The organism is Mycobacterium sp. SM1, from assembly GCF_018361265.1.
GTDB lineage: Bacteria > Actinomycetota > Actinomycetes > Mycobacteriales > Mycobacteriaceae > Mycobacterium.
In genome coordinates, this window is the sequence record NZ_JAFLNH010000001.1 from 328,407 (window position 1) to 352,642 (window position 24,236).

Annotated in this window: 23 protein-coding genes; 11 read left to right on the top strand and 12 right to left on the bottom strand. The window is 66.6% G+C overall.

Annotated elements, in window-relative coordinates; translation table 11 throughout:
* Window positions 1-84: 84 nt before the first annotated feature.
* Window positions 85-1,167, bottom strand: coding sequence for a CaiB/BaiF CoA-transferase family protein (locus tag MSM1_RS01495; RefSeq protein ID WP_213439868.1), 1,083 nt, complete (start codon window positions 1,165-1,167; stop codon window positions 85-87).
* Between the two features lie 467 nt (window positions 1,168-1,634).
* Between MSM1_RS01495 and MSM1_RS01500 the strand changes: the two genes are divergently transcribed.
* From MSM1_RS01500 to MSM1_RS01510, 3 genes are read left to right on the top strand one after another with little or no spacing between them, the layout of a single operon-like run.
* Window positions 1,635-2,732: a type III polyketide synthase gene (locus MSM1_RS01500; RefSeq protein WP_213439869.1), complete on the top strand. Its 1,098-nt coding sequence runs from the start codon at window positions 1,635-1,637 to the stop codon at window positions 2,730-2,732.
* A 3-nt stretch (window positions 2,733-2,735) separates the two neighbouring features.
* A complete protein-coding gene (locus tag MSM1_RS01505) occupies window positions 2,736-3,236 on the top strand; it encodes an isoprenylcysteine carboxyl methyltransferase family protein (RefSeq protein ID WP_213439870.1) in 501 nt (166 codons plus the stop codon).
* Window positions 3,233-4,249 carry an NAD(P)/FAD-dependent oxidoreductase gene (locus MSM1_RS01510; RefSeq protein WP_213439871.1) on the top strand — a complete coding sequence of 339 codons (1,017 nt, stop codon included), beginning with the start codon at window positions 3,233-3,235 and terminating at the stop codon, window positions 4,247-4,249. Before MSM1_RS01505 ends, MSM1_RS01510 begins: the two co-directional genes overlap by 4 nt.
* Window positions 4,250-4,260: 11 nt before the next feature.
* Here MSM1_RS01510 and MSM1_RS01515 read toward each other — a convergent pair whose 3' ends face one another.
* Both MSM1_RS01515 and MSM1_RS01520 read right to left on the bottom strand, forming a co-directional pair.
* The gene (locus MSM1_RS01515; RefSeq protein ID WP_213439872.1) at window positions 4,261-5,061 is read right to left on the bottom strand and encodes a crotonase/enoyl-CoA hydratase family protein; all 801 of its coding nucleotides are present in this window, start codon (window positions 5,059-5,061) and stop codon (window positions 4,261-4,263) included.
* Window positions 5,058-6,206: a thiolase family protein gene (locus MSM1_RS01520; protein WP_213439873.1), complete on the bottom strand. Its 1,149-nt coding sequence runs from the start codon at window positions 6,204-6,206 to the stop codon at window positions 5,058-5,060. The genes MSM1_RS01515 and MSM1_RS01520 overlap by 4 nt, the downstream gene beginning before the upstream one ends.
* Before the next feature lie 393 nt (window positions 6,207-6,599).
* On the opposite strand from MSM1_RS01520, the gene metE reads away from it, so the two are divergent.
* Window positions 6,600-8,882, top strand: coding sequence for a 5-methyltetrahydropteroyltriglutamate--homocysteine S-methyltransferase (metE, locus tag MSM1_RS01525; RefSeq protein ID WP_307857253.1), 2,283 nt, complete (start codon window positions 6,600-6,602; stop codon window positions 8,880-8,882).
* A 7-nt stretch (window positions 8,883-8,889) separates the two neighbouring features.
* Here the strand turns inward: metE and MSM1_RS01530 are convergent, their stop codons facing one another.
* Both MSM1_RS01530 and MSM1_RS01535 read right to left on the bottom strand, forming a co-directional pair.
* Entirely contained in the window at window positions 8,890-9,666 is a 777-nt protein-coding gene (locus MSM1_RS01530; RefSeq protein ID WP_213439874.1) for a cutinase family protein, read from the bottom strand.
* A gap of 177 nt (window positions 9,667-9,843) precedes the next feature.
* Entirely contained in the window at window positions 9,844-10,410 is a 567-nt protein-coding gene (locus tag MSM1_RS01535; RefSeq protein WP_213439875.1) for an isoprenylcysteine carboxylmethyltransferase family protein, read from the bottom strand.
* Window positions 10,411-10,872: 462 nt separating this feature from the next.
* Between MSM1_RS01535 and MSM1_RS01540 the strand changes: the two genes are divergently transcribed.
* Window positions 10,873-12,081, top strand: a complete 1,209-nt coding sequence (locus MSM1_RS01540; protein ID WP_213439876.1) for an adenylate/guanylate cyclase domain-containing protein — start codon at window positions 10,873-10,875, stop codon at window positions 12,079-12,081.
* A gap of 89 nt (window positions 12,082-12,170) precedes the next feature.
* On the opposite strand, the gene MSM1_RS01545 is transcribed toward MSM1_RS01540, so the two are convergent.
* On the bottom strand, window positions 12,171-12,680 hold the full coding sequence (locus MSM1_RS01545) for a DoxX family protein (RefSeq protein WP_213439877.1): 510 nt from the start codon (window positions 12,678-12,680) through the stop codon (window positions 12,171-12,173).
* 100 nt (window positions 12,681-12,780) lie between these two features.
* Between MSM1_RS01545 and MSM1_RS01550 the strand changes: the two genes are divergently transcribed.
* Window positions 12,781-14,493: a pyruvate, phosphate dikinase gene (locus MSM1_RS01550; protein ID WP_213439878.1), complete on the top strand. Its 1,713-nt coding sequence runs from the start codon at window positions 12,781-12,783 to the stop codon at window positions 14,491-14,493.
* On the top strand, window positions 14,486-15,091 hold the full coding sequence (locus MSM1_RS01555; protein ID WP_213439879.1) for a MarR family transcriptional regulator: 606 nt from the start codon (window positions 14,486-14,488) through the stop codon (window positions 15,089-15,091). The genes MSM1_RS01550 and MSM1_RS01555 overlap by 8 nt, the downstream gene beginning before the upstream one ends.
* An 80-nt stretch (window positions 15,092-15,171) precedes the next feature.
* On the opposite strand, the gene MSM1_RS01560 is transcribed toward MSM1_RS01555, so the two are convergent.
* The 5 genes from MSM1_RS01560 to MSM1_RS01580 all read right to left on the bottom strand — a co-directional run bounded on the left by MSM1_RS01560 (window position 15,172) and on the right by MSM1_RS01580 (window position 19,386).
* Window positions 15,172-16,422: a fatty acid desaturase gene (locus tag MSM1_RS01560; protein ID WP_213439880.1), complete on the bottom strand. Its 1,251-nt coding sequence runs from the start codon at window positions 16,420-16,422 to the stop codon at window positions 15,172-15,174.
* 126 nt (window positions 16,423-16,548) lie between these two features.
* Entirely contained in the window at window positions 16,549-17,094 is a 546-nt protein-coding gene (locus tag MSM1_RS01565) for a hypothetical protein (RefSeq protein WP_213439881.1), read from the bottom strand.
* Entirely contained in the window at window positions 17,091-17,654 is a 564-nt protein-coding gene (locus MSM1_RS01570; RefSeq protein ID WP_213439882.1) for a mammalian cell entry protein, read from the bottom strand. Before MSM1_RS01570 ends, MSM1_RS01565 begins: the two co-directional genes overlap by 4 nt.
* Window positions 17,655-17,814: 160 nt before the next feature.
* Window positions 17,815-18,843, bottom strand: coding sequence for a phosphogluconate dehydrogenase (NAD(+)-dependent, decarboxylating) (gene gnd, locus MSM1_RS01575; protein WP_213439883.1), 1,029 nt, complete (start codon window positions 18,841-18,843; stop codon window positions 17,815-17,817).
* 360 nt (window positions 18,844-19,203) lie between these two features.
* On the bottom strand, window positions 19,204-19,386 hold the full coding sequence (locus MSM1_RS01580; protein ID WP_213439884.1) for a hypothetical protein: 183 nt from the start codon (window positions 19,384-19,386) through the stop codon (window positions 19,204-19,206).
* A gap of 258 nt (window positions 19,387-19,644) precedes the next feature.
* On the opposite strand from MSM1_RS01580, the gene MSM1_RS01585 reads away from it, so the two are divergent.
* Entirely contained in the window at window positions 19,645-20,793 is a 1,149-nt protein-coding gene (locus tag MSM1_RS01585) for a hypothetical protein (RefSeq protein ID WP_213439885.1), read from the top strand.
* A gap of 296 nt (window positions 20,794-21,089) precedes the next feature.
* Here the strand turns inward: MSM1_RS01585 and MSM1_RS01590 are convergent, their stop codons facing one another.
* On the bottom strand, window positions 21,090-21,890 hold the full coding sequence (locus MSM1_RS01590) for an HPF/RaiA family ribosome-associated protein (RefSeq protein WP_213439886.1): 801 nt from the start codon (window positions 21,888-21,890) through the stop codon (window positions 21,090-21,092).
* 200 nt (window positions 21,891-22,090) lie between these two features.
* Here MSM1_RS01590 and MSM1_RS01595 point away from each other — a divergent pair, with 200 nt between their 5' ends.
* The 3 genes from MSM1_RS01595 (at window position 22,091) to MSM1_RS01605 (ending at window position 24,135) form a co-directional block, all read left to right on the top strand.
* Window positions 22,091-22,525, top strand: coding sequence for a CBS domain-containing protein (locus MSM1_RS01595; RefSeq protein ID WP_213439887.1), 435 nt, complete (start codon window positions 22,091-22,093; stop codon window positions 22,523-22,525).
* A gap of 276 nt (window positions 22,526-22,801) precedes the next feature.
* Window positions 22,802-23,392 (top strand): GAF and ANTAR domain-containing protein, encoded by a 591-nt coding sequence (locus MSM1_RS01600; protein ID WP_213439888.1) that lies wholly within the window; start codon window positions 22,802-22,804, stop codon window positions 23,390-23,392.
* Complete coding sequence (locus MSM1_RS01605; protein WP_213439889.1) at window positions 23,389-24,135, top strand: GAF and ANTAR domain-containing protein; 747 nt, start codon at window positions 23,389-23,391, stop codon at window positions 24,133-24,135. Before MSM1_RS01600 ends, MSM1_RS01605 begins: the two co-directional genes overlap by 4 nt.
* Window positions 24,136-24,236 lie beyond the last annotated feature (101 nt).

The window sequence follows — 24,236 nt, forward strand, 5'->3', positions numbered from 1 at the left end:
GCGACGGCTCTTAGATCTCCACCCGCGCTCCCCTTTCGATTCGGCCCGCGAGAACACAACGGTCGACCCGGCGGGCGCTCCGCGCTATGCCCAGTCGCGAAGAACGGCGTCGATGTCGCATCCGGGTTCCCCCGGAGGGCGCGGTCGGTCCGGTGCGCTACGCGAGAACCGCGGCGCCGGCAGCGGCTGCAACCCACCGTCCACCTCGTAGAAGGTGTTCCGCTCGGTGACGTGCGGGTCACTGCGCACCTCGCCAAACGCCAGCACCGGCGTCACGCAGGCGTCGGAACCGGCGAACACCTTAGCCCAGTGGTCGCGGTCGCGACTGGCGAACGCTTGCGTTAGCCGGGCACGCAGCTGGGGCCAGCGGCTGCGGTCGTTCTGGTCCGGCAGGTCGGCGGCATCCAATCCGAGGCCGGCCAGCAGCGCCGCATAAAACTGCGGCTCGATCGCGCCGACGGCGACGTAGCGGCCGTCCGCGCACTCATAGGTGTCGTAGTAGGGCGCACCGCCGTCGAGCAAGTTGGTGCCGCGCTCGTCGCTCCACATGCCTGCCGCGCGCATCGCCCACATCATTTGCGCCAACACCGCCGACCCGTCGATCATCGCGGCGTCGATAACCTGACCCTTGCCCGAGCTCTGCCGCTCCCAGAGCGCGGCCAGGATACCCACCAGCAGGAACATTGAGCCGCCGCCGAAGTCACCGACCAGGTTCAGCGGCGGCACCGGGCGCTCACCGGTCCGCCCGATGGCGTGCAGCACACCATTGAGCGAGATGTAGTTGATGTCGTGGCCGGCCTGGCACGCCCGCGGGCCGGTCTGGCCCCACCCCGTCATCCGGGCGTAAATCAGCCGGTCGTTGACCTCGGCGCAGTCTTCCGGGCCCAGACCGAGCCGCTCGGTGACGCCCGGGCGGTACCCCTCGATCAGCACGTCGGCCTTGGCGACGAGCCGCAGCACCTGCTCGCGCCCCTCGGAGGCCTTCAGATCGACCGCCACCCGACGCCGGTTGCGCAGCATGGCGTCCCTGGCCGCACTTCCCCCGCCGCCGGGCCGTTCGACGCGCACGACATCGGCGCCGAGATCGCCCAGGATCATCGCCGCGTGGGGCCCCGGCCCGATACCGGCCAGCTCGACAACCCGCAGCCCCTTCAACGGTCCCGCCATGATCTACCGACCTTCCTGTGGATCACCACTTCCTGGCTGGCATCTTCGCAGCCGCCGTCGACGGCCCAGCACGCCGGTCAGTTCAGCGACACCCGTAGCCGCCCGGGCTGCCGCGGCACCCGGCCGTCGCGCGCGGTGCTCCCACAGCCCATCGGTGCCAGCACCCCGCCGGTCACACCGCACTCGAACGCGCACACGAGCGTCCCGCCGAAAGGCCCAACACCGCAGCACCGATCAGCACCGTGATGGCGACGACGAGGCGCCAACGCCGCACCACCGACGGGGTTCATGATGCGGCGACGAGGGAACCGCACTACCCACTGAAGATCCCTAGCGGCCCGATGTCAGGGCAAGTAGAACGGTGAAGTAAGGAGATTATTGTCTAATTTATCTCGTTGTACTTATGTTGAACCATCGTATTCATTGAGGCGTAACCTTTACATGGACCCTATCGATAGGATTGTCAAATGCGTCCGGTGACGCCCGACGACAAGCAGATTCCCACTATTGATATTGCTGCCAGTGCGCCAGCAGCCCCGCGTGTCGCGGCGGTAACCGTCGAGTTCCCACCGCATCGGCACAGCCAAGACGAGGCCATTGCAGCCCTGGCCGATTGGGCGGGTCCAGAGTTTCGGCGATTCGCCGTCAGCAGCGGAGTCGAGACCCGCCATCTTGCCCTGCCGATGTCGCGATATCCCGAGCTCAACGGCTTCACCGACGCAAATAGCGCCTTTGTCAACGTTGCCACCGAGTTAAGCGAGCAAGCGCTGAATGCGGCCCTGGATGCCACCCGGATCGAACCGTCAGAGATCGACATCGTTTTCTCCACCACGGTCACCGGGCTCGCGGTGCCGACGCTGGAGGCCCGGCTGGCGACCCGCGTGGGCCTTCGACCCGATTTCAAGCGCGTTCCCCTGTTTGGCCTGGGCTGTGTCGCCGGGGTTGCCGGAGTAGCGCGAATGAACGACTATCTGCGGGCATACCCCGATCAGGTCGCTGCGCTAATCGCCGTCGAACTATGCACATTGACCGTGCAACACGACGACCGTTCGATCGCCAACCTGATCGCGAGCTGTCTGTTCGGCGACGGCGCCGCCGCCGTCATCATGACCGGTGCCGACCGTGCACCTGTTGGGCCGAAAATTCTGGCCACGCGCAGTCGTTTTTACCCCGACACCCAAGACGTGATGGGCTGGGACATCGGCAGTTACGGGTTTCGGATCAAGTTGTCCGCCGAGGTCGCCACCATCGCCGAGAAGTACCTGGGCGAAGATGTCCGCGAGTTCCTTGCCGACCATGGCCTGACAACCGCCGACGTCACGACATGGGTTTGTCACCCCGGTGGCCCGAAAGTGATCGACGCCGTCGAGAGCGCACTTGACCTGCCTTCGGATGCTCTCGCCCTGACCAGAAAATCTTTGCGCGACAACGGAAACCTGTCATCGGTGTCAGTGCTCGACGTGCTCCGGGCCACCATGGCCGATCCGCCACCGGCAGGTTCCATCGGCCTGATGATCGCCATGGGGCCGGGTTTCTGCTCGGAGCTTGTGCTGCTCGGCTGGTAGGTCGTGTACTACCTGTTGATTCTGGCTGTCGGCATCGAGCGGCTGGTTGAGCTGCTGGTGGCCAAACGCCACGCGCGATGGGCTTTTGCGCACGGCGGCAAAGAGTTCGGCCATAATCACTATCCGGCGATGGTCGCTCTGCATGCTGCGCTGCTGCTCGGCTGTGTCGTCGAAGTGTGGGGACTGCGCCGCCCCTTCTTGCCCTGGCTCGGCTGGCCGATGGCGGCGGTGGTAGCCCTGAGCCAAGGCCTGCGCTGGTGGTGCGTGGTGACGCTGGGACGCAGGTGGAACACCATGGTGATCGTGATCCCGAATGCCCCGCTGGTGCACCGGGGTCCCTACCGGTGGCTGCGTCACCCGAATTATGTCGCCGTGGCGGCCGAAGGGCTGGCGTTGCCGCTGGTGCACACCGCCTGGCTCACCGCGATTGGCTTTACCCTGGCCAACGCGGCGCTGCTGAGAATACGGATCCGGGTGGAGAACTCCGCGCTGGGTTACCGATGACGACTTACGACACCGACGTGTTGATCGTCGGCGGCGGTCCAGCCGGGCTAGCTACCGCGTTATATGCTCGCAAGCAGGGGCTTTCGGTGATCGTGGCCGAGCCCCGCCAAGATCCCGTCGACAAGGCCTGCGGGGAGGGCCTGATGCCCGGCGGCCTGGCCGAGTTGACATCACTTGGTGTCGACCCGGCCGGAATACCCTTTCGCGGCATCGCCTACGTAAGCGAGCACCGTCGCGCCGAAGCACTTTTCCACGGTGGACCCGGCCGCGGCGTGCGACGCACCACGCTGCATGCTGCGCTGACCGCACGGGCCAAAGAAGTAGACACCGAATGGATCCGGGTTCGAGTCAGAAGTGTTGACCAAGATGCCCACGGCGTAGCGGCCGCTCAGGTACGCGCGAAATGGTTGATAGGGGCCGACGGCCTGCATTCCACAATCCGTCGCGCCGTCGGCATCACCGCCCGGACCGGAAGTCCTCGCCGTTTTGGCGTGCGCCAACACTTCCGGGTGCCACCGTGGTCGGAGTTCGTCGAAGTTCACTGGTCACGCTGGGGCGAGGCGTATGTGACGCCGGTGGAACCGGATCTGGTGGGGGTGGCGGTGCTGTCGCCGCACCGCCCCGATCTGTCCTGGTTTCCGCGGTTGACACATCGGCTCGACGGCGCTAGCCGCGGTCCGGCACGTGGGTGCGGGCCGCTGCGGCGAGTGGTTTCCCGCCGGGTCGCCGGGCGGGTGCTGCTGGTGGGCGACGCCGCCGGATACGAGGATGCCCTTACCGGCGAAGGCATCAGCTTGGCCATCAGGCAGGCCGCCGCCGCGGTGCGCGCGATCGTCGATGACGCGCCGTCATCCTATGAGCACGCGTGGCGCCGGATCACCCGTGACTACCGGCTGCTTACCCGCGGTCTCGTGCTGGCCACCGCGCCACCCGCGGCCCGGCGTGCCATTGTCCCGGCGTGCGCACTGCTACCCGGCGTTTTCGAGCGCGCCGTGCGTCGGCTGGCACGGTGAATCGCCTCGCGCTAGCGCCCCTTCCAGATCGGCTGGCGTTTCTCGGCGAACGCCAGCGGTCCTTCCCTGGCGTCCTCGGATTTCAGCAACGCGGCGAATTCCCGTGCCGTGCGCTCCCAACTCGGTTCCTCGTCGGAAATGACACCGTCGTCCACCCCGTAGGCGATCCGCTTGCTCGCCCGCACCGACAGCGGCGCGTTGGCGGTGACGCGCGCGGCCAGCGCCAGCGCCTCCGCCACCACCGTGCCGTCGGGGACAACCTGGTTGACCAGGCCCCATTTGAGCGCCTCGGCGGCGCTAATCGGCTCACCGGTGAACAGCAATTCCAGTGCCACCCTGCGCGGCAGCTGGTGCACAATCCGGAAAACCCCACCGGCACCGGCGATTAGCCCGCGCTTGACCTCGGGCAGCCCGAACTGGGCACGCTCCTCGGCGACCACAAGGTCGCTGGCCAGGGCCAACTCGGTGCCACCGCCCAACGCGGTGCCGTTGACCGCCGCGATGGTCGGCTTGTCGATGAAGTGGCGCACGTAGCCGGCGAAGCCCCACTCGCTGTGGTCGGGGTGATAGAGGTTCTCGCGACGGGCGATTGCCTTGAGATCGGCTCCGGCGCAAAAAGATTTGTCGCCGGCTCCGGTGATCACCACGGCCCGGACCTCGACGTCGTGCTGCGCTTCCTCCAGGGCGTCCCCGACGGCGGTGCTCACCGCGCCGTTGACGGCGTTACGGGCCTCGGGCCGGTTGATGGTAATGACCATGACGTTGTCGCGGCGCTCAACCAGCGCCGCGGGATGACCGGCCGCCGCGCTCACAGCAACTCCAGGATGGTCGCGTTGGCCTGGCCACCACCCTCGCACATGGTCTGCAGGCCGTAACGGATTCCCTTGTCCCGCATGTGATACAGCAACGTGGTCATGATGCGCGCGCCGGACCCGCCCAAAGGGTGACCCAACGCGATCGCGCCGCCATTGGGATTGAGCTTCTTCTCATCGGCGCCGATATCGGCCAGCCATGCCAGCGGCACGGGGGCGAATGCCTCGTTGACCTCGAACACCCCGATATCCTCGAGCTTTAGACCGGAGCGCGCGAGCGCCTTTTGGGTCGCCGGGATCGGGGCGGTCAGCATGATCACCGGATCGGCGCCCGCCAGCGTGGCGGTATGCACCCTGGCGATCGGCCTTAGTCCCAACGACTTAGCCTTGGCCGCCGACATGAGCAGCAGCGCGGCCGAACCGTCGGATATCTGACTGGAGTTGCCGGCGTGGATGACACCGTCCGCTTTGAAAGCCGGCTTGAGCTCGGCCATCTTCTCGATCGTGGTGTCGCGGCGGATGCCTTCGTCCTTGAGCGCCACGTTGCCGTCCTGATCTTTGATAGGGATGATCTGGTCATCGAACGTGCCGGAGTCCTGAGCGGCAGCCGCTTTTTCATGTGACCCCACGGAGAACTCGTCGAGCATGGTGCGACCGAAACCCCAGCGCTCGGCTATCATCTCCGCGCCGATGCCCTGGTTGGGGATCACGCCGTGGTAGCGCTGCAGAAAAGCGTCCGGGTACGGTCTGCCGCCGTTGGCCAGCGATGAGCCCATCGGCACCCGCGACATCGACTCGACCCCACCGGCAATAACGACGTCGTAATGGCCGGCCGCCACGCCTGCCGCGGCGAAGTGCACCGACTGCTGGCTCGACCCGCACTGGCGATCGACCGTCACGCCCGGCACACTCTCGGGCCAGCCCGCGGACAGCAGGGCGGTACGGGCCATGTCGAGAGCCTGCTCACCGGCCTGCATGACACAGCCCCAGATCACGTCCTCGACGATCTCGGGGTCGACGCCCGCCTTCTGCACGAGGCCGGTGAGGACCTGCGCGGACAAATCAGCCGGATGCACGCCGGAGAGCACCCCATTGCGTTTGCCGATCGGTGACCGCACCGCCTCGATGATTACGGCTTCAGCCATGAATTTCTCCTTGGATACCAGTGTCGTGCTCCGATTCTTGACCACCGTGACCGGCGCGCCGTCGCCGGGGTCGAGAAGCGGAAGAATCCGCTAGCCGCGGCTTTTGGATGGCGGGGTATTCGCGCACTTGATGTTTGGATGTTTGGCCGAAGCGGCACCAAAAGCGCGGCACCCTGTGGCCGCGTTCGCGGCTCGCTACCCGCCAGCGACCTCGATGAGACGATGCCCGCGACTACGCCGGGCGCGGCCGCGCCCGGCGGTTCATCGGCCCCTACAATGGGCTTCTGGCCGCACCAGTGCAGTGGTGTGCCGGCATCCGCACCACGACCGTGTCGGCTGCGCGTCACCGGCGGTGACCACCCCGGCACACATCGCACATCGGAGGACGAACTCGTGACCGCTCAACCGTTTACCGCCACCATCACCGGCTCCCCGCGCATTGGTCCGCACCGCGAACTCAAACGCGCGACGGAGGGGTATTGGGCGGGCCGCACCAGCCAGGCGGAGCTGGAGGCCGTCGCCGCCACATTGCGCCGCAACACCTGGTCGGACCTGGCGGCGGCCGGCCTGGACTCGGTGCCGGTTAACACCTTCTCCTACTACGACCACATGCTCGACACCGCGGTGATGCTCGGCGCGTTGCCGGCACGGGCAGCAGCGGTGGGCGGCGAGCTGGACCGCTATTTCGCTGTCGCGCGGGGAACCGATGACATCGCGCCGCTGGAGATGACCAAGTGGTTCGACACCAACTACCACTATCTGGTCGCGGAGATCGGCCCGGACACCCAGTTCGCGCTGAACCCGACGAAAGTGCTGGCTGACCTGAAAGAGGCACTGCAGCAAGGAATTCCCGCGCGTCCGGTGGTCGTCGGCCCGATCACCTTCTTGCTGCTCAGCAAGGCGGTGGCGGGCGCGGGCGCGCCGATCGAGCGGCTCGACGAGGTGGTGCCGCTCTACGCCGAGCTGCTGACACTGCTCGCCCAGGCCGGTGCGGCCTGGGTGCAGCTCGACGAGCCGGCCCTGGTGACCGATCTGCATCCCGACGCGCCCGCTTTGGCCGAGCGGGTCTACCAGGCGCTGGGCTCGGTGACGACCCGCCCGGCGATCCACGTCGCCACCTACTTCGGCGACCCCGGCGCTGCGCTGCCCGCCCTGGCCCGTACGCCCGTGGACGCGATCGGCGTCGATTTGGTCGCGGGTGCCGGCACCGCGGTGGCCTCGGTGCCGGAGCTCGCGCACAAGACGCTGGTGGCCGGCATCGTCGACGGACGCAATGTGTGGCGCACGGACCTGGAGTCGGCCCTGAGCCGGTTGGCCACGCTGCTCGGCTCGGTGGGCGCCCTGGCGGTCTCGACGTCATGCTCAACGCTGCATGTGCCGTACTCGCTGGCGTTCGAAACGACCGGCGCGACCGGTCTGGACGACAAGCTGCGCGACTGGCTGGCCTTTGGCGCCGAGAAGGTGCGCGAAGTGGTGACGCTGGCGCGCGCCCTGCGCGACGGACGCGACGCGGTGGCGGACGAGATCGCGGCCTCGGCCGCCGCAGTGGCATCCCGGCGCTCGGATCCGCGGCTGCACAACGAGCAGATCCGGGCCCGCATCGATGCCATCATGGCCTCCGGTGTCCACCGCGGCAACAGCGCGGACCGCCGGGTGAGCCAGGACGCGCGCCTGCACCTGCCGTTGCTGCCGACCACCACAATCGGCTCCTTCCCGCAAACCCCCACGATCCGCAAGGCCCGCGCCGCGTTTCGGGCCGGCGAGATCCACGAGGCCGAGTACGTGCGGCGGATGCGGGCGGAAATCGCCGAGGTGATCGCGTTACAGGAGCGGCTCGGCCTGGACGTGCTGGTCCACGGCGAGCCGGAGCGCAGCGATATGGTGCAGTACTTCGCCGAGCAGCTCGACGGCTTCGCCGCCACCCAGAACGGCTGGGTGCAGTCCTACGGCACCCGCTGCGTGCGCCCGCCGATCCTCTACGGGGATGTTTCGCGCCCGCGCCCGATGACGGTCGACTGGATCACCTACGCGCAGTCACTCACCGACAAGCCGGTCAAGGGCATCCTGACCGGACCCGTCACCATCCTGGCATGGTCGTTCATCCGAGACGACCAGCCGCCCGCGGACACCGCCTACCAGATCGCGCTGGCCATCCGCGACGAGACCGTGGATCTGCAGTCCGCGGGTATCGCAATTATCCAGGTCGATGAACCCGCGCTGCGGGAGAAGCTGCCGCTGCGCAACGCCGGCAAGGAAGCCTACCTGCAATGGGCGGTCCGGGCTTTCCGGTTGGCGACCTCCGGTGTCGCCGATTCGACACAGATCCACACCCATCTGTGCTACTCGGAGTTCGGCGAGGTGATCGGCGCCATCGCCGACCTGGACGCGGACGTCACCTCGCTGGAGGCCGCCCGCTCGCATATGGAGATACTCGACGACCTGAACGCCGTCGGCTTCGCCAACAGCGTGGGGCCGGGTGTATACGATGTGCACTCACCACGAGTGCCAAGCATCGACGAGATCGTGACGTTGCTGCGTGCCGCCTTGAAAGCAATTCCGGCGCAACGGCTGTGGGTTAATCCCGACTGCGGCCTGAAAACCCGGACGACCGCCGAGGCGACCGCGTCGTTGCAGCACATGGTTGCCGCGGCCGCAGAGGTCCGCGCGAGCGTCTGAATCGCGGCTAGAGGTGACTGGCGGCGAAATCCGCGCCTTGCTCGGTCATGCCGTTCACCGCATACATCACGTGCGCGATGCTGGGCTGCACCTCGGGAGCGCCGTTGCAGATGTTGTCGTCGGGAGCGCACAACTCGATGGTCTTGGGCGCATACGGCGAGCCGATCGTGACCGGTGGCGCGCCGTTTTCCCGCATCCACAGATCCGAGGGCTTTCCGAACAGGACCACTGCGGCGACATGGCTGGCTACCTGCGGCGGCATCGGCTCGGGCACGTAGGAGGCGTACTGAGCAGGCACCTCCTTCGGGATGACAGGCGAGGTGACGAAGCCGGTCAAGGCCGCGCCTTGCGAGTATCCGCCGAGCACCTGCCTGGTGTTGGGGCAGTTCGCCGCCATGGACTCGACATGGGCGCCCTCGTCCCTGAGCCCGTCGACGAAGGTTTTGGCGAACGCAAGGCGGTCGGCAAAATCGCTGCCGGCGAGTAGTGCGGCCGCGTAGTTGACCGGATACACCCCGAGCGATCTCGAACCGAGTTGCGGGCGCAACGCGTCGATGAATGCCTGTCCGACCATGCCGACACCGGGTGGCTCGGTGGAGCCGCGGGCGAACACCACCTCGACGTCGGGGCACGGCTGGGCTGACGCGGATGGGGCTGGTGCGCCCAGCAGCGCCACCCAGGTGGTCACCACCACGGCACCAAGGAAGCGGCCGATTTGGCGTGCGCTCGCGTTGCCCACGCGCCGCGACGCGCGCCGAGCTGCGATCGCTGTGCTGATGTTCATCTCTACCCCAGCGGTTGCGCCATCCCGACCCTTGCCTGCGCTCGATGCTAATCCGCGCGGCTAATCCGCGCGCCAACCTGGGGCCGGCTACCGTTGAGCCGGCGACTCCGCGGTCATCATCCACGGATCAGTCACCGGTCGTCTCGCCGCCGCGCCGGCCGGCGGGGAGACGACCCCTCACACATACCTTCTGACCCGCTTGCAGTACTCCACGTATTGCTGGCCGTAGTGCTTGCGCATAAATTCTTCCTCCCGCAACACCTGACGGTGAATAAGCCAGCTCGCGGCCGCAAGATATGCCAACGGAATCCAATTCGGAAACACTAAGAACTGGCCGATCAACACCAAGACGATGCCGACATAAATCGGATTGCGGCTGATGGCGAACATGCCGGTCGTCACCAGCTCGTCCGGGTTGTCGACGTCGATCCCGACGCGGAAGCTCGTGCCGAAGGAGATGAGACTGATCAGCACTACCAGCAGACCGGCCACGCACAGCGCGACGCCGATCCAGGCGACAACATCAGATTCAATAAACCTCTGGGCGCTCACCAACGGCCAGCCGAAAGCGGCGGCGAAAATTGTATAAAAGTAGAACAGGACAAAGGGCGGAAGCAAAAAGTCCGTCTTGTCGATTTTGCCGAAATGCATTGCATTTGTTCCCGCTTTTCGCAGCAGGTAGACCCTCGTCAATACCATGCCAAGTAGCAGCGCAATCGTCAGGGCGGCCAAATATCCTGCCATCGGAGATCCTCCAGGACCGAAACCACGAGCGGTGAGCCACCGCAGCCATAGCCGAAATCTCTTGCTACGTCCCATTGTTGCTTGGCGACGACGGTGCTCCCGCCGTTTTGGAGATCATGCGCGGCTTCGAGCTCACCGCCGCCTAGCAACGCCGCTATCTATCGGCGGCGCGCGACTCGCCGTCTCCGGTCCAGATCCTCTGGGGTGTGCGGGATCCCACGTTGTCGTGGCGACGCTGCGGTGCGTCGGCCCAACGGGCCGCGGGCGAAGCCAAGGCCATTAGAACCAACCCAGCCTCGTTAGTCAGGCGGCCGGAAGAATCGCCGGCGGGCGGTTGTCGGCAATCTGCGGATTCGCGTGCCGAGCTAGCCGCGGGTGTCGACGTCCGATCGTGCCGCACACCTTTATGACGCCGCCAAAAACAGCTTGTGAATTGAGGAATTGAGGTGGATATTGACTGCAATGGTCGAGCAACCCCGGACGCGCTACGCGAAAGGCCCGGAAGGCGACATCGCCTATCAGGTCGTCGGTAACGGTCTATCCGACCCCGTCGAACGAGTGCCTACCCTGGAAAACCGCACCGACGACTTACGTTCGGTAATGGATGCCGCGGGCTGCGAGCGGGTGGCGTTGCTCGGGTTTTCCGAGGGTGGGCCGATCAGCGTGCTGTTCGCCGCGACCTATCCGCAACGAGTCCGCGCACTAGTCCTGCTCGGGACGTTCGCCAGTGGGGTGCTCGACTACGACGGTTCACCGGGCCGGGCGAAATGGATCGAGCTAATGACTCGGGTCCGCGCGACCATTGACCACTGGGGTGCGGGACAGACCATCGATTGGGCGGCGCCAAGCCTGCGTGACCGCCCGGCCTCCCGAAGGGCCGTCGGTGCGCTGGAGCGGGCCGGCATGAGCCCGAAAATGGCCCGGCTGACCTTTGAAGCGATCCTCACCCAAGTCGATGTGCGCGACATCCTCGGCAGCGTCCATGTTCCAACACTCGTTCTGCATCGCAAAAACGAAGCAATCCCAGTGGAATTCGCGCGCGAACTCGCCGCGGACATCCCCTCGGCGCAGCTCGTCGAGCTCAACGGCGTCGATCATTGGCCATCGGTGGGCGACATCAAATCCATCACCGGCGAGGTCGAGGAGTTCCTTACCGGCCAGCGCCACGAGCACATCCCCGACCGGGTTCTGGCCACGGTGCTCTTCACCGACATCGTCGACTCCACCCGCCGCGCCGCAGAGCTCGGCGACGCAAGCTGGCGTGCACTGCTCGAGCGCCACGACGAGACCACCCGCACCGAGGTCGCCCGTTGTAGCGGCCGCGTCGTCAAACACACCGGCGACGGGGTCCTGGCCACCTTCGACGGGCCCACCCGCGCGCTCCGCTGCGCCACAACCCTCGCCGAGCGCATAACGGAATTGGGTATCGACATTCGATGCGGTCTGCACACCGGCGAGTGCGAGATCCGCGGTGATGACATCGGCGGAATCGCCGTGCACATCGGGGCCCGCATCGCCGCTCTGGCCCGGGCCGGAGAAATCCTCGTGTCGGGCACCGTCAAGGATCTTGTGAACGGCTCCGGGATTGCGTTCCAGGAGCGTGGCACGCACGTGCTCAAGGGCGTACCGGGAGAATGGAGGCTTTTCGCCGCTGACCGCCACCTAAGGTGAAGGCTTGCCGCGCCCGAAACAGTACGGGCCGGGCCCGACCCGCGCTTGCCGCCGATGCTTAACGGCAGCGGCCCGGCTTGATTCGCCGACTACCCGGCCTGCTTGACGGGCGGGCGGTAGAAGATCAGCAGCTGACCGATGGCGCCGGCCACACCCAGCGACACCGCGAGCAGCAGGCCCGCCCAGCCGTCGAGCCAATTGTGTCCGAAGATCAGCCAGTCCAGGCTGAGCCGGCCGGCACCCGTCGTGGCCACCGCGACGGCGCTGCCCGCCAGCACCATCACATACTCCCAGCCCTCGTTGAATATGAAGAAGCCGTGGGGCCGGTGCACGGTCCAGGCAGCGACCAGCATCAGCGAGACGAAGCCTGCCGCCGGTATCGGTGTGAGCAGACCGGCGGCCAGCCCCAGCCCGGCGCTGATCTCGGTGGTCGCGGCGACCGCGGCGTGCAACGTTCCCGGCTTCATCCCGATGCTCTCGAACCAGCGCGCCGTCCCCGTCAGCCGGCCGCCGCCGAAGAACTTGTTGTAGCCGTGCGCGGCGAGCGTCAGGCCCAACACCAGGCGAAGGATCAGCAACCCGACATCGTAGGCGCTCATAGTTTCCAATCTAGATCACCGTGAGCGCCGCGTCGGTGCGGTTCGGGGCTTCCTCGCGGGGCTGGCCGGTGCGCATGGCCGGACGCCATAGACTCGTGCCATGCCCGACACCGGTGCCGCCGAACACCCGTCGATCGCGCATTCGGCAACGTCGGCCGGGCTGGCCGACGCCGTGCTGGTGCTCGACGGCACCGCCAACCGGTCCCGCGAGATCCTGGGAACCAAGGGGCACGGCATCGACGCGATGCGCCGCCATGGCCTGCCGGTGCCGCCCGCGTTCTGCATCACCACCGAGGTCGGCGCCCGCTATCTCGCCGAGCCCGGGCCCACGATGAATGCCATCTGGGGCGACGTAGTTGCGGCGATACGGTGGCTGGAGGCCGAAACCTCGCGGACGTTCGGGCGTGGGCCGCATCCGCTGCTGGTGAGCGTGCGTTCGGGTGCGGCCCACTCGATGCCGGGCATGATGGACACGGTGCTGAATCTGGGGATGAATGACACCGTTCAGCACGCCCTGGCCGTGCTGGGCACCGGCTCATTCGCCCGCGATACCCGCCAGCGGTTCACCCGGGGATATCGCCGTGTCGTCGCCGGGGCGGGCGGCAATTCCGGCGCACAGTCACTGCCCTCGGATCCGTACGAGCAGCTACGGGCGTCGATCGAGGCCGTGTTCGCCTCCTGGAATTCACCGCGCGCGATCGCCTACCGCGCTCATCACGGCCTCGATGATCGCGGTGGCACCGCGGTTGTGGTGCAGGCGATGGTGTTCGGCAACCGCGGCGCTCGTTCCGGCTCCGGCGTGATGTTTTCCCGCAACCCGATAACCGGCGCCGACGAACCGTTCGGGGACTGGTTATCCGGCGGCCAGGGCGACGACGTGGTATCGGGCGTCGTCGACGTGCAGCCGATCAGCGCCCTGGGCGATCAGCAACCGGCCGTCTATGACGAGCTGATGGCCGCCGCCCATAGCCTGGAGCGACTGGAGTCCGATGTGCAACAGATCGAGTTCACCGTCGAAGACGGCACGCTGTGGCTGCTGCAGACCCGGGCGGCCGAGCGATCGGCACAGGCGGCCGTACGGCTGGCCCTGGCGCTGCGACGGGAAGGACTCATCGGCGACACCGACACCCTGCGCCGAGTGACTCCCTCCCATGTCGAAGCCCTGCTGCTGCCGTCACTGCAGCCCGAAACACGGATGGCTGCACCACTTTTGGCTAAAGGCGTGCCGGCCTGCCCGGGCGTGGCGTCGGGCAGGGCGTGCGTCGACGTCGAGGAGGCATTAGACGCCGCCGATCGGGGCGAGCCGGTCATCCTGGTGCACCACCACACCCGTCCCGACGACCTTCCCGGCATCCTGGCCGCGCGTGGCATTGTCACCGAGGTTGGCGGCGCCTCCAGCCATGCGGCGGTCGTCAGTCGTGAACTCGGCCGGGTTGCGGTGGTCGGTTGCGGCCCGGGAGTCGCCGCCTCGCTGGCGGGTCACCAGATCACCGTCGACGGCACCGCAGGCGAAGTGCGCGCCGGGGATCTGGAGCTATCTGCGTGGTCGGAAACCGAGACGCCCGAGCTGCGCGAGTTAGCCGACATCGCACGGCGGATCAGCCCGCTGCGGGCGCATGCCAGCGGGGACTATCCGAAGCTGAAGGACGGTTCGGAAGCCGCGGTGCGCGCCGCCCTGGCCGCCGGGTGCGCCGACGTGTTGTCGGCCACCCCGCTGATCACCATGCTGGCCGCGTTGCGGCTGACCGGCCACTGTAGCTCCGCTGCAACCCAATCCCGATCATTCCCATCGGATTCGGCACTCGATGAGTGAATTAGCCGTGTTGCAGGCCGTGCGGCTAAAGGGCAGGGTGACGCTCGTCGACTTGGCCACGACGTTGGGCGAGAATCCGGCAAGCATCGCCCAAACCGTCGAAGCGCTAACCGCATCCGGTCTGTTGCTCACGGGCGAGACGTTACGGCTCAGCGACGCGGGCCGCACCAGACTGGGCGAGATGCTCGCCGAGGAACGCAAGGCGGTTGACGCGGCTGCGCTGGCGGCGGCGTACCGCGCTTTCCGCCCGGTAAACGCGGATTTTAAAGCCCTGGTGACCGACTGGCAGCTCAAGGCGGGCACGCCCAACACCCACGACGACATCGGCTATGACGCGGCGGTGCTGGCCCGCCTCGACAACGTACACCAGCGCGTGGTGCCGATCATCGCGGCGGCCGCGGCGCAGCTGCCGCGGCTCAGCGGCTACACGGCGAAGTTGCAACGCGCCTTGGACCACATCAAGGCCGGCCGGACGGCCTGGTTGACCCACCCCATGATCGACTCCTACCACACCGTGTGGTTCGAGCTGCATGAAGAGCTCATCCTCGCCGCGGGCCTGACTCGCGAAGGCGAGGCCAGCGCCGGCCACGCTTACTGAGGCACTAGGCGACAAGGCCGCGTGCGGGTGTTTGCGCAGGCGCCGGCACCGCTCACAGCCGGTCCGGCGGCCCGACCCCGTCACAGTGGGCGGTGCGCGCCGACCCGTTGGCGGACAGCCGCGATCGCCGTCTTGAGCCCGCGTCGGCGCCCCGTCGCCGGGTCGGTCCCGGCGAAACCAGGCCCTAGCCGAGCGAACATCCGCTCGCTGCGGGTCTCCGGGGCGTCGTCGGCGGTGTCGCGCAAATAGCGTTCCGGCAGCGACAGTTTGGCGATGGTGCGCCACGCTTTGCCGTACTGCCGCAGGAACGAGCCCGTGGTGTAGGGAAGATCGTACTTATCGCACACCTGCCTGACCCGCAGCGCGATCTCATGCAGCCGGTTGCTGGGCAAATCGGGGTACAGGTGGTGTTCGATCTGGTAGCACAGGTTGCCGCTCATGAACCGCAGCACCGGCCCGGCGGTGAAGTTGGCGCTGCCCAGCATCTGGCGCAAATACCACTGGCCCTGGGTTTCACCGGTCACGTCGGTGTTCGTGAATTTCTCGGCACCATCGGGAAAATGCCCGCAGAAAATCACCGCGTTGGCCCAGACGTTGCGCAGCACGTTGGCCACCGCGGTTGCCGTCAGCGTCGATGCGTAGCTCGCCGCCGGCGACACCGAGGTCAGCGCCGGAAACGCCACGTAATCCTTGACCACCTGCCTTGCGGCCTTGGCTAGAAACTCCCGCGCCTGCACGAGGGTGGCTTCGCGGTCCGGGCCGCCTGTGAAGACCTTACTGAAATCGACGGTCTGCAAGCCGATTCCCCACTCGAACCCCAGCGCAAGGAGCGCATTGAACAGCAGGTTGCCGATGTTGTAGCGCTTCCAGGGCTGGTCGCGGGTGACCCGCAGCGTGCTGTATCCCACGTCGTCGTCCATGCCGAGGATGTTGGTGTACTTGTGATGCCGAAAGTTGTGGCTGAAACGCCAGTGTTTTGACGCCCCACTCATGTCCCACTCCCACGTCGAGGAATGGATCTCCGGATCGTTCATCCAGTCCCATTGGCCGTGCATGACATTGTGGCCGATCTCCATGTTCTCGATGATCTTGGACAGCCCGAGGGTCAGCGTTCCCGCCCACCACGCCGAACGCTTCGAGCTACCCGCCAGCAGCAGCCGACCGGCTACCTCGAGGACACGTTGCGCGGCGATGGTGCGCCGGATGTAGCACGCGTCGCGCTCACCACGGGAATCCTCGACGTCCCGCCGGATCGCGTCCAGCTCTGCGCCCAGATCCTCGATGTCGGCGCCAGCCAGGTGGGCAAAGGCCGCAATGTCAGTAATCGCCATCGTCTCCTCCGTCTGGTTGGGCCGTTGCCCTGGGTTCCCCGGCGTCCACCGGCACCCGACAGGCGCTGCCGTTACCGCGACGGCGTGCTGCGACAACGGCTGGGCTATGCACACTACGCTGCGACCTTAAACCCGGCCGAATCCGGAGATCAGCCAGTGCCCGCCCACCTTGTCGAGCGTCACCCGGACACTGGAGGCCGCATCGGTGGGCGGGGAAGTGCCGACAACGACGGTCTGGTCGACGAACACCAGGACCACCGCGTGGTTCTCGGCCACCGATACCGCAGCCGCGCCGGGTACCCGTGCGGCGGCGGAGATCTTCCTTTCTTTGCAGTTGGGAATCAGCACGTCGCGAGTCACCTGCAGGTAGGTCTCACGAAAGCCACCGGTCAACCGATGACGCACCGCCTGCACATCCTGCTCAATGGTGTCGGGCCGAAAGGACAACAGCGCAACAGTGGCTTCCTTTGCGGCCGCGACAGATTCGACACGAGCCAGGTCGACGTCGCGGACCGACGAATCCTGCCACCTCAAGAAGCCCGCCGCCATCGCCAGCAGCAGCGCCGCGCCGGGAAGCATGCCGTAGACCAGCAGGCGCAGCCAGGTGACGCGCCGCGCGGGCCCAGCGTTTCTCGCCGCCGCGGCGGGCTCACAGACCCGCGACCCGGTCATGACACGAACGTGACGTTGGACACCTTCGCCCCCGCACCCCGCTTTTGCACCGTGATCCGCAGTCGCCACGCCTGCGACTGCTCCTCCCCCGGCCCGGGACTCAACGCCTTCACCAGCACCGCCACCAGCACCAGACCTTGGTCGCCCGTTTCGGCCTCAAGTCCGGCCTCGGTCACCGTGCCCACCGACCTCGATCGCGCTTGCTTGACGTTTTCCACATAGGCCGTTGACCGCCGGGAGAAATTGTCATAGAAGGTGCCGGCCGCCAAGTCGAGAATGCGCTGCACATCGGTGTCGGCATGCTCGTAGTCGACGGTGCTCAGGTTCACCGCACATTGGCGCGCCACCTGCAGGAATAGGTGGCGCTTGGCCTCGGTGGCGTGAGCGTGGTACGCGCCCGCGCCAAGCCAGCCGGCCAGCCCGGCTAACACCGCCACCACTGTCAGCCCGAAGGCCATCGCCCACCGCTGAGCGCGCGCCGCTTGCCCCTCGCGACCTTCGGTGGGCGGTGCTGTCGGCCCGCTCGTGCTCGAGCCACGAACGCCACCGTCATCTGCCATCTCTGCTCCTGTTCGGCATACCCCGCCCGTGTGTGCCCACGCCCTACGCTGCAACGTTACGTGCCGGTCGCTGCAAATCGGCGACGGTTAACCGTGGCACGCCGGCGCGTCACCAGGCGCCGACCCGGAAACCCGTGGCACGACAAGGCGTTCGGCGCCGTCAGTGAGCGGGTTTCTCATCGTGCCCGCCGAACTGCTTACGCATCGCCGACAGCGCCTTGTCGGCGAATTCGTCGAGACGCCGCGAAGCGAAGCGGGAATACAGCGCCGAGGTGAGCACCGGCGCCGGCACACCCTCGTCGATGGCCGCGATCGAGGTCCAGCGGCCTTCCCCGGAGTCAGAAACCCGCCCTGCGAAGTCGGTGAGCTCGGGCGATTGGAGCAGCGCGATAGCCGTCAAATCCAAAAGCCAGGAATCGATCACGCTGCCGCGCCGCCACAGTTCGGCAACTTGGGGGATATCGAAGGTGTATCGGTAGAACTCGGGATCGGTCAGCGGCGCGGTCTCCGCGTCTCCCCCGCCCTTGTTGGCTCGGATGCCGATGTCGGCGTTGCGCAGAATGTTCAGGCCTTCGGCGAGCGAAGCCATCATCCCGTACTCGATGCCGTTGTGCACCATCTTGACAAAATGCCCGGCCCCATTAGGCCCACAATGCAGGTAGCCCTTCTCCGATTGCGCGACCTCACCGTCTCGGCCGGGGGTGCGCGGTGCGGCTGCCACCCCGGGTGCCACGGTGGCGAAGATCGGCTCGGCATGCGCAAACGCGTCCGCATCCCCGCCGATCATCAGGCAGTAGCCGCGCTCACGGCCCCACACCCCACCGCTGGTGCCGCAGTCGAGCAGACGGATCCCCCTTTCGGACAGGATCGTTGCGTGCCGGATGTCGTCACGGTAGTAGGAGTTGCCACCGTCGATCACGATGTCGCCGGAATCCAGCGTCTTAGCCAGCTCTTTGATCACCCCGGTCGTGATGTCCCCCGCAGGTACCATCACCCAGACTATCCTTGGGGTGCTGAGCTTTTCGGCCATCTCCGGGAGCGAGGACACCGCGATGGTGTTGTCTTCGCCAGCCACCGCCGTAACGGCATCCGGATTGTGGTCATAGACCACACATTCGTGACCGCCGGTGACCAGACGGCGGACGATGTTCGCACCCATCCGCCCGAGGCCGATCATTGCTAGCCGCATTTTCTGCTGTTCTCCTTACTTCTCGACGCATGTTCGCTTGGGCCGCCGTGGCTGGCGCCGACGGTGGTGGTCCCGCGGGCTGGGGCCCGGCCCGTTGAGCCGGGTGCGGCCAGGGCACCCGACCCAGGTCTCGTCGATGCTGTCCGCTGAACCCGGCGCGCGCAGACGTTCGTAGGCCGGCACCAGAAACCCATCGTGCCACGAGTGATCACCGCCGGCGGACAATGACCACCCACGTCCCGCGGCGGTTTGCCGCGAAAGTGCAATCGGCGACGCCTCCACTTGGGAAATGCGTCGGTAGTTGCACTTTCGCGCCAGCGCACGGGTCGGGTCGGCCCCACCGCGAACCGGGGAGCAGCGTTAAAGGCCCGCCGCCAACGGCTCCGCCCGGGCCGCGGTGTCTCGCCAAGTCATCGAGACCCACCGCCCGTCGTCCGGGTAGCGAAACGCTTCTTTGTCCGGCGTAGCCCTGACCCGAGTGCGGAAAAGCGCAGCCAAGTTCGATGGGTGGGTTGCTTCGGTGGAGCAATCGGTGGGGGTCATCGGGCACTCCGTGAGCTCACGAGTGGACGCGCGCACTCCCATCGTGTTCTTCACCGGCTGCGGCCAGGTGTGGAATCGCGAGAAACTGTGACCGGCGAATGCGCTGCCCGGACCGTGGCCTGCCCCCGGGACTTCCGCCCGCCCGGCAAGGGGCCTTTCGACTCCTGAGTGAGGGGGCCACATCTCGATAGGGTTTGATCACCACCCGAGTGGGTGCACGCTGATCACACGACACACGAGAAGGCAAAGCAGGGCGATATGCAGTCGGCACGTTTCCGGCCCCTAATAAGTGCGCACGGGCCGTTCGCATCGGTGTTTTTCGACGACTCACGTGACTCCCCGGATGCCGTCGAGCGGCTAGAAGCCGAGTGGCGCGACATTCGCAAATATCTGAAGGACCAGGGCGCTGGCAATGACCTGGTCGGCAAGCTTGAGGATGCCATCTGGCACCATCGACCGGCGGTTGGCCGGCGCGGCCGGGCGCTGGTTGCGACCGACGAGCGGGTGCTCGTCGACGAGTACCTGGTCAGCCCCCCGTGGGTCCCCGTGGTTCGCGTATCGGATTACCCGTACATCGTGCCCTTGATAGGGGAAGAGATGTGGCGACCGACCTACGTGTTCGCCTCGGTCGACCACGCCGGCGCCGATGTCACGCTCCACGAGGGCGATACCAGCACCAGGACCGAGACCGTCGACGGCGGCGGCTACCCGGTGCATAAACCGGTCACCGCAGGGTGGAGCGGCTATGGCGACTATCAGCACACCGCCGAGGAAGCCCGGCGCACGAACATCCGCGCGGTCGCCGACTATCTCACCCGGCTGGTGGACACTGCCGATCCCCAGGTGGTGTTCGTCTGCGGCGAGGTCCGGTCGCGCACGGATCTGCTTTCGGAACTGCCTGAGCGCGTTGCCGCGCGGGTATCGCAGTTACCCCGCGGAGCGCGCGACGGACGCACCACCGAGGATGAGGTCCGCGACTTGATTGACGCGGAGTTCACCCGCCGGCGGCGGGCCGAAGCCGCCGATGTTGCCGAGCGGTTCCAAGCCGAAATAGGCCGCCGGTCGGGGCTGGCGGTCGAGGGGTTGGCGCCGGTGTGCGCGGCCCTGCGCGGCGGCGACGTCGACACCCTGATTGTGGGCGAACTCGGCGATGCCACCGTGGTCACCGGCAACGCACGTACCACTATCGCAACCGATCCCGACACGCTGTCCGAGCTCGGGGAACCGGTGCAGCGGGTGGCGCGGGCCGACGAGGCATTGCCATTCGCCGCTATCGCCGTCGGCGCCTCGTTGGTCAGGACCGACAGCCGGATAGCACCGGCCGACGGAATCGGGGCTTTACGGCGATACGCCGCGGCCGATGGGCGTACCGGCAGGCGGCGAACGGGCGCCGAGGACAGGCTCTAGGACCCAACTCCACACGTCGAAGGGCCCTCTCGGCAGCTCCTTGCCTCCCTCTGCCGCCGGATACGGCGAGGGCCATGCCGATCACGGCCGATCACGGCCGATCACACTAGCCACGCAGCTGTCAAGGGTCAGGACGTCATACGACGCTTCCCGGCAGATCAGCCGTGCCGGGATGATCGATGACTGCGCTGAGGCAGCGGTCCCGGAGTGGGGCATGTCTCCGGGACCGCCTCGCAATCAGGCTCTGCCGATCGCGCCTGCCCTCGCCAGCCTTCGGGGAAAGCCCGGCACCGACATCAACCGGCAGGGCTGATAAGCCCGTAATGCCCGTCGTAGCGGTGATACAGGACACCGGCGCGACCTTCCGCCGCGTCGATGAAGAACAGGAACGGCAAACCCAGCAAAGACAGCCGCTCGGTGGCCTCCTGAACCGTGACCCGCGGGGGCGGTTGCGAGCTGACGGTCACCGGCAACTCATGCGGCGCCAACTCTTGCGGCGACGGCTTGACCTGAGCGAGGCGGTAGCCGGTCGGGCCTGACCGGTACAGCACGCTGGCCTGTTGCGTGCCCCTCTCGGTGAACAGGTGAAAGTCGTAATCCAGCAGCTCCATCTCCTCGGCCGCCTCGTCGATCGAGAGGGTCCCCAGGGTGAACGACTTGTGCCGAATGATCTGACGTTGCTCTGGCGGCCGGGGGAAATAGCTCGGCCGGTGCGCAGGCTCGGACTGGTGGCGCCACTCCTGCGGCTGTCCCGAAGGCGTCCTGCCCCGACGGACTTCCCAGTGTTCGGCCACGCGCTCCAGCTGATGGCGCAGCCGCGCTTCCAGCCGATCGATCGCCTCACGCACCGTCCTGCCCTCGACCTGGGCACGCACCAGTCGGCCGTTGACGTCGAGGTTCGCCTGTGCGATTATCCGGCGGGCCACCGCCGGATCGCCGTGCTGGCTGAGTTTGACATGCGCATGGAGAACAGGTTGATGCGCGAAGCGACCAAGTGCAGCGATCTTTCGCCGCGCATAGCCCACACCGTCGGACAGCTGTCCGTGGGTTGTCACCTCGACGTCGAGAACCGCCGGTAAATCAGGTTTGTGTCGCACACCTTCGTTGTTACGCCCTAGCGGTTGCCCATCGTAGGGCCGAAGGTCACCGCGACCATGGCCGACGGTCGCGCGTCGCCGGTGAAAGCCGTCAAAGGTCTCCGGGCAGCAGGGCCTAACGGCCCTAGGAAGCGCACCGACTCCGCAATAACGTGAGACCGCAAGGAAAATGGCATCAGCTCAGCGATGAGGAGAACACCATGACCACCGCCCGCGACATCATGCATGCCGGAGCCACCTGCATCGGCGAGCACGAAACTTTGGCCGCCGCAGCTCAAAAGATGCGTGAGCTGGGTATGGGCGCCTTACCGATCTGCGGTGACGACGATCGGCTGCATGGCATGATCACCGACCGCGACATCGTCATCAAGTGCCTCGCCGAAGGCCACGATCCCCAGCTGATGACCGCCGGCGAACTCGCCCAGGGGGCCCCCTATTACGTCGATGCCGACGCTGGCGTGGAAGAAATGCTCAACGTGATGGAAGAGCACCAGGTTCGCAGGTTGCCGGTTATCGAAAACCACCGTCTGGTGGGCATTGTCAGCGAAGCAGACATTGCGCGCCATCTTCCCGAGCACGCTATCGTCCAGTTCGTCAGGGCGATCACTGCCCAGCCGGCGATCCCCGGCAGGTAATACATACGACTGTGTCTATGCCGCGGCGTTGCGCACGCCACCGAGTGGCTATTCTTAACCCACCTCTAACGGAGCCGGGGCAGGATATCGCCAACAGCGGGGTGGGTAGCGGTGGACGGTGATCGTGCCTCGCGTGTCTGGACGACGATCGCGCTGCGCGCGCGCCGCGACGCGTCGCCCGTATCACCCGGGCACGCGTGCCATGCGTGCGTGGAGGAGGTTGCCGTCAGGGGCGCCGGACTGGTGCTCACCAGTAACATGGGAACCTTAGAGCCCGTGTACACCACTGACGGGCGTGCCACCGAGGTGGAGGAGTTGCAGGCAACGGTGGGCCAGGGCCCGGCGATCGACGCGCTGGACTCGGGTATGCCGATCATTGGCGATGATTTAGCTTCCCCGACGAGTCTCCGGCGATGGCCGGCGTTTGCCCCCGAGATGACCCGGATCGGTGTGCGCGCCATGTATAGCCTTCCGCTGGCGCTGGGCGCCATCCGGGTAGGGGTACTCGACCTCTACCACGACACCCCGCGCGAGCTCACCCAAGATCAATTGCTGGACGCTTTGGTCTATGCCGATACCGCGCTGCTGCTGGTGCTGGATTCCCGCAGCGGCATCGCCACCCCGACGGATGGGAGCACCGCGGCCACCGATGGGCCGATGCTGTGGCACGCCGAGGTGCACCAGGCAGCCGGGATGGTATCCGAACAACTCGGCATATCGGTGCTCGACGCGTTGGTGCGCCTGCGCGCCCACGCCTACGGTCATGGCCAGCAGCTCACCGATGTCGCACGTTCCGTAGTGGAACGACGGCTGCGATTCCACCCCGACGCCCCTGCGACCGGCCACGATCGGAAAGGACACCCATGACGGGCGGGCAGCCAACTGTCGCAACAACATTCGTTGAAATAGTCGACACCCTTGTCGCCGATTTCGACCTGGTCGACTTTTTGCATCTGGTGGCCGTGCGCAGTCGGGGGGCCCTTGGGGTCGAGGTGGTCGCGCTCCTGGTGGCCGACAACCATGGCGGCCTCAACCTCATTGCGGCATCCACCGAGCAGGACCGCGTGCTCGAGCTGTTTTCGGCACGGACTGCCGAGGGCCCGTTCTTGGACTGCTACCGCAGCGGCCACCCCGTGAGCTGCCCCGATCTCTCGATCGCATCCGGCCGGTGGCCGCGGTTCGTGCCCCGCACCCTCGATGCCGGGTACGCCGGGGCATTTGCCTTTCCGATGAGGTTGCGTGACAAGGTCATTGGGGCCATGACCCTGCTCACCGCGACACCGGGTGACCTCGATGAAGAGCTCCTTGCCGTCGCACAGGCCTTTACCGACGTGGCCGCTATTGGGCTGCTGCAGGAACGCGCCATGCGCCAGCGCGAACTGCTCACCGAGCAGCTTCAGACCGCGCTGCATAACCGGCTGACCATCGAACAAGCAAAAGGGATCCTGGCCCAGCGCGCCGGCGTAACCATCCCCGAGGCATTTGAGCTGCTGCGCACCCACGCCCACACTCGCCACCAGAAACTGACCGACCTGGCCGATGCCATCGTGCGCCACGACCCCACGGTCGCCGACCTGGTTTCCGGGCCAGGCGCCGGCGTGGCCGATTAGCTACCGGCCACCTAGCGACCACACCGGATCCCCGCGACGTGCAAGGCTAAACGGTGCGAGGCTAGACGGTGCGGGGCTAAACGGTGCGAGGCTGGAAGGAC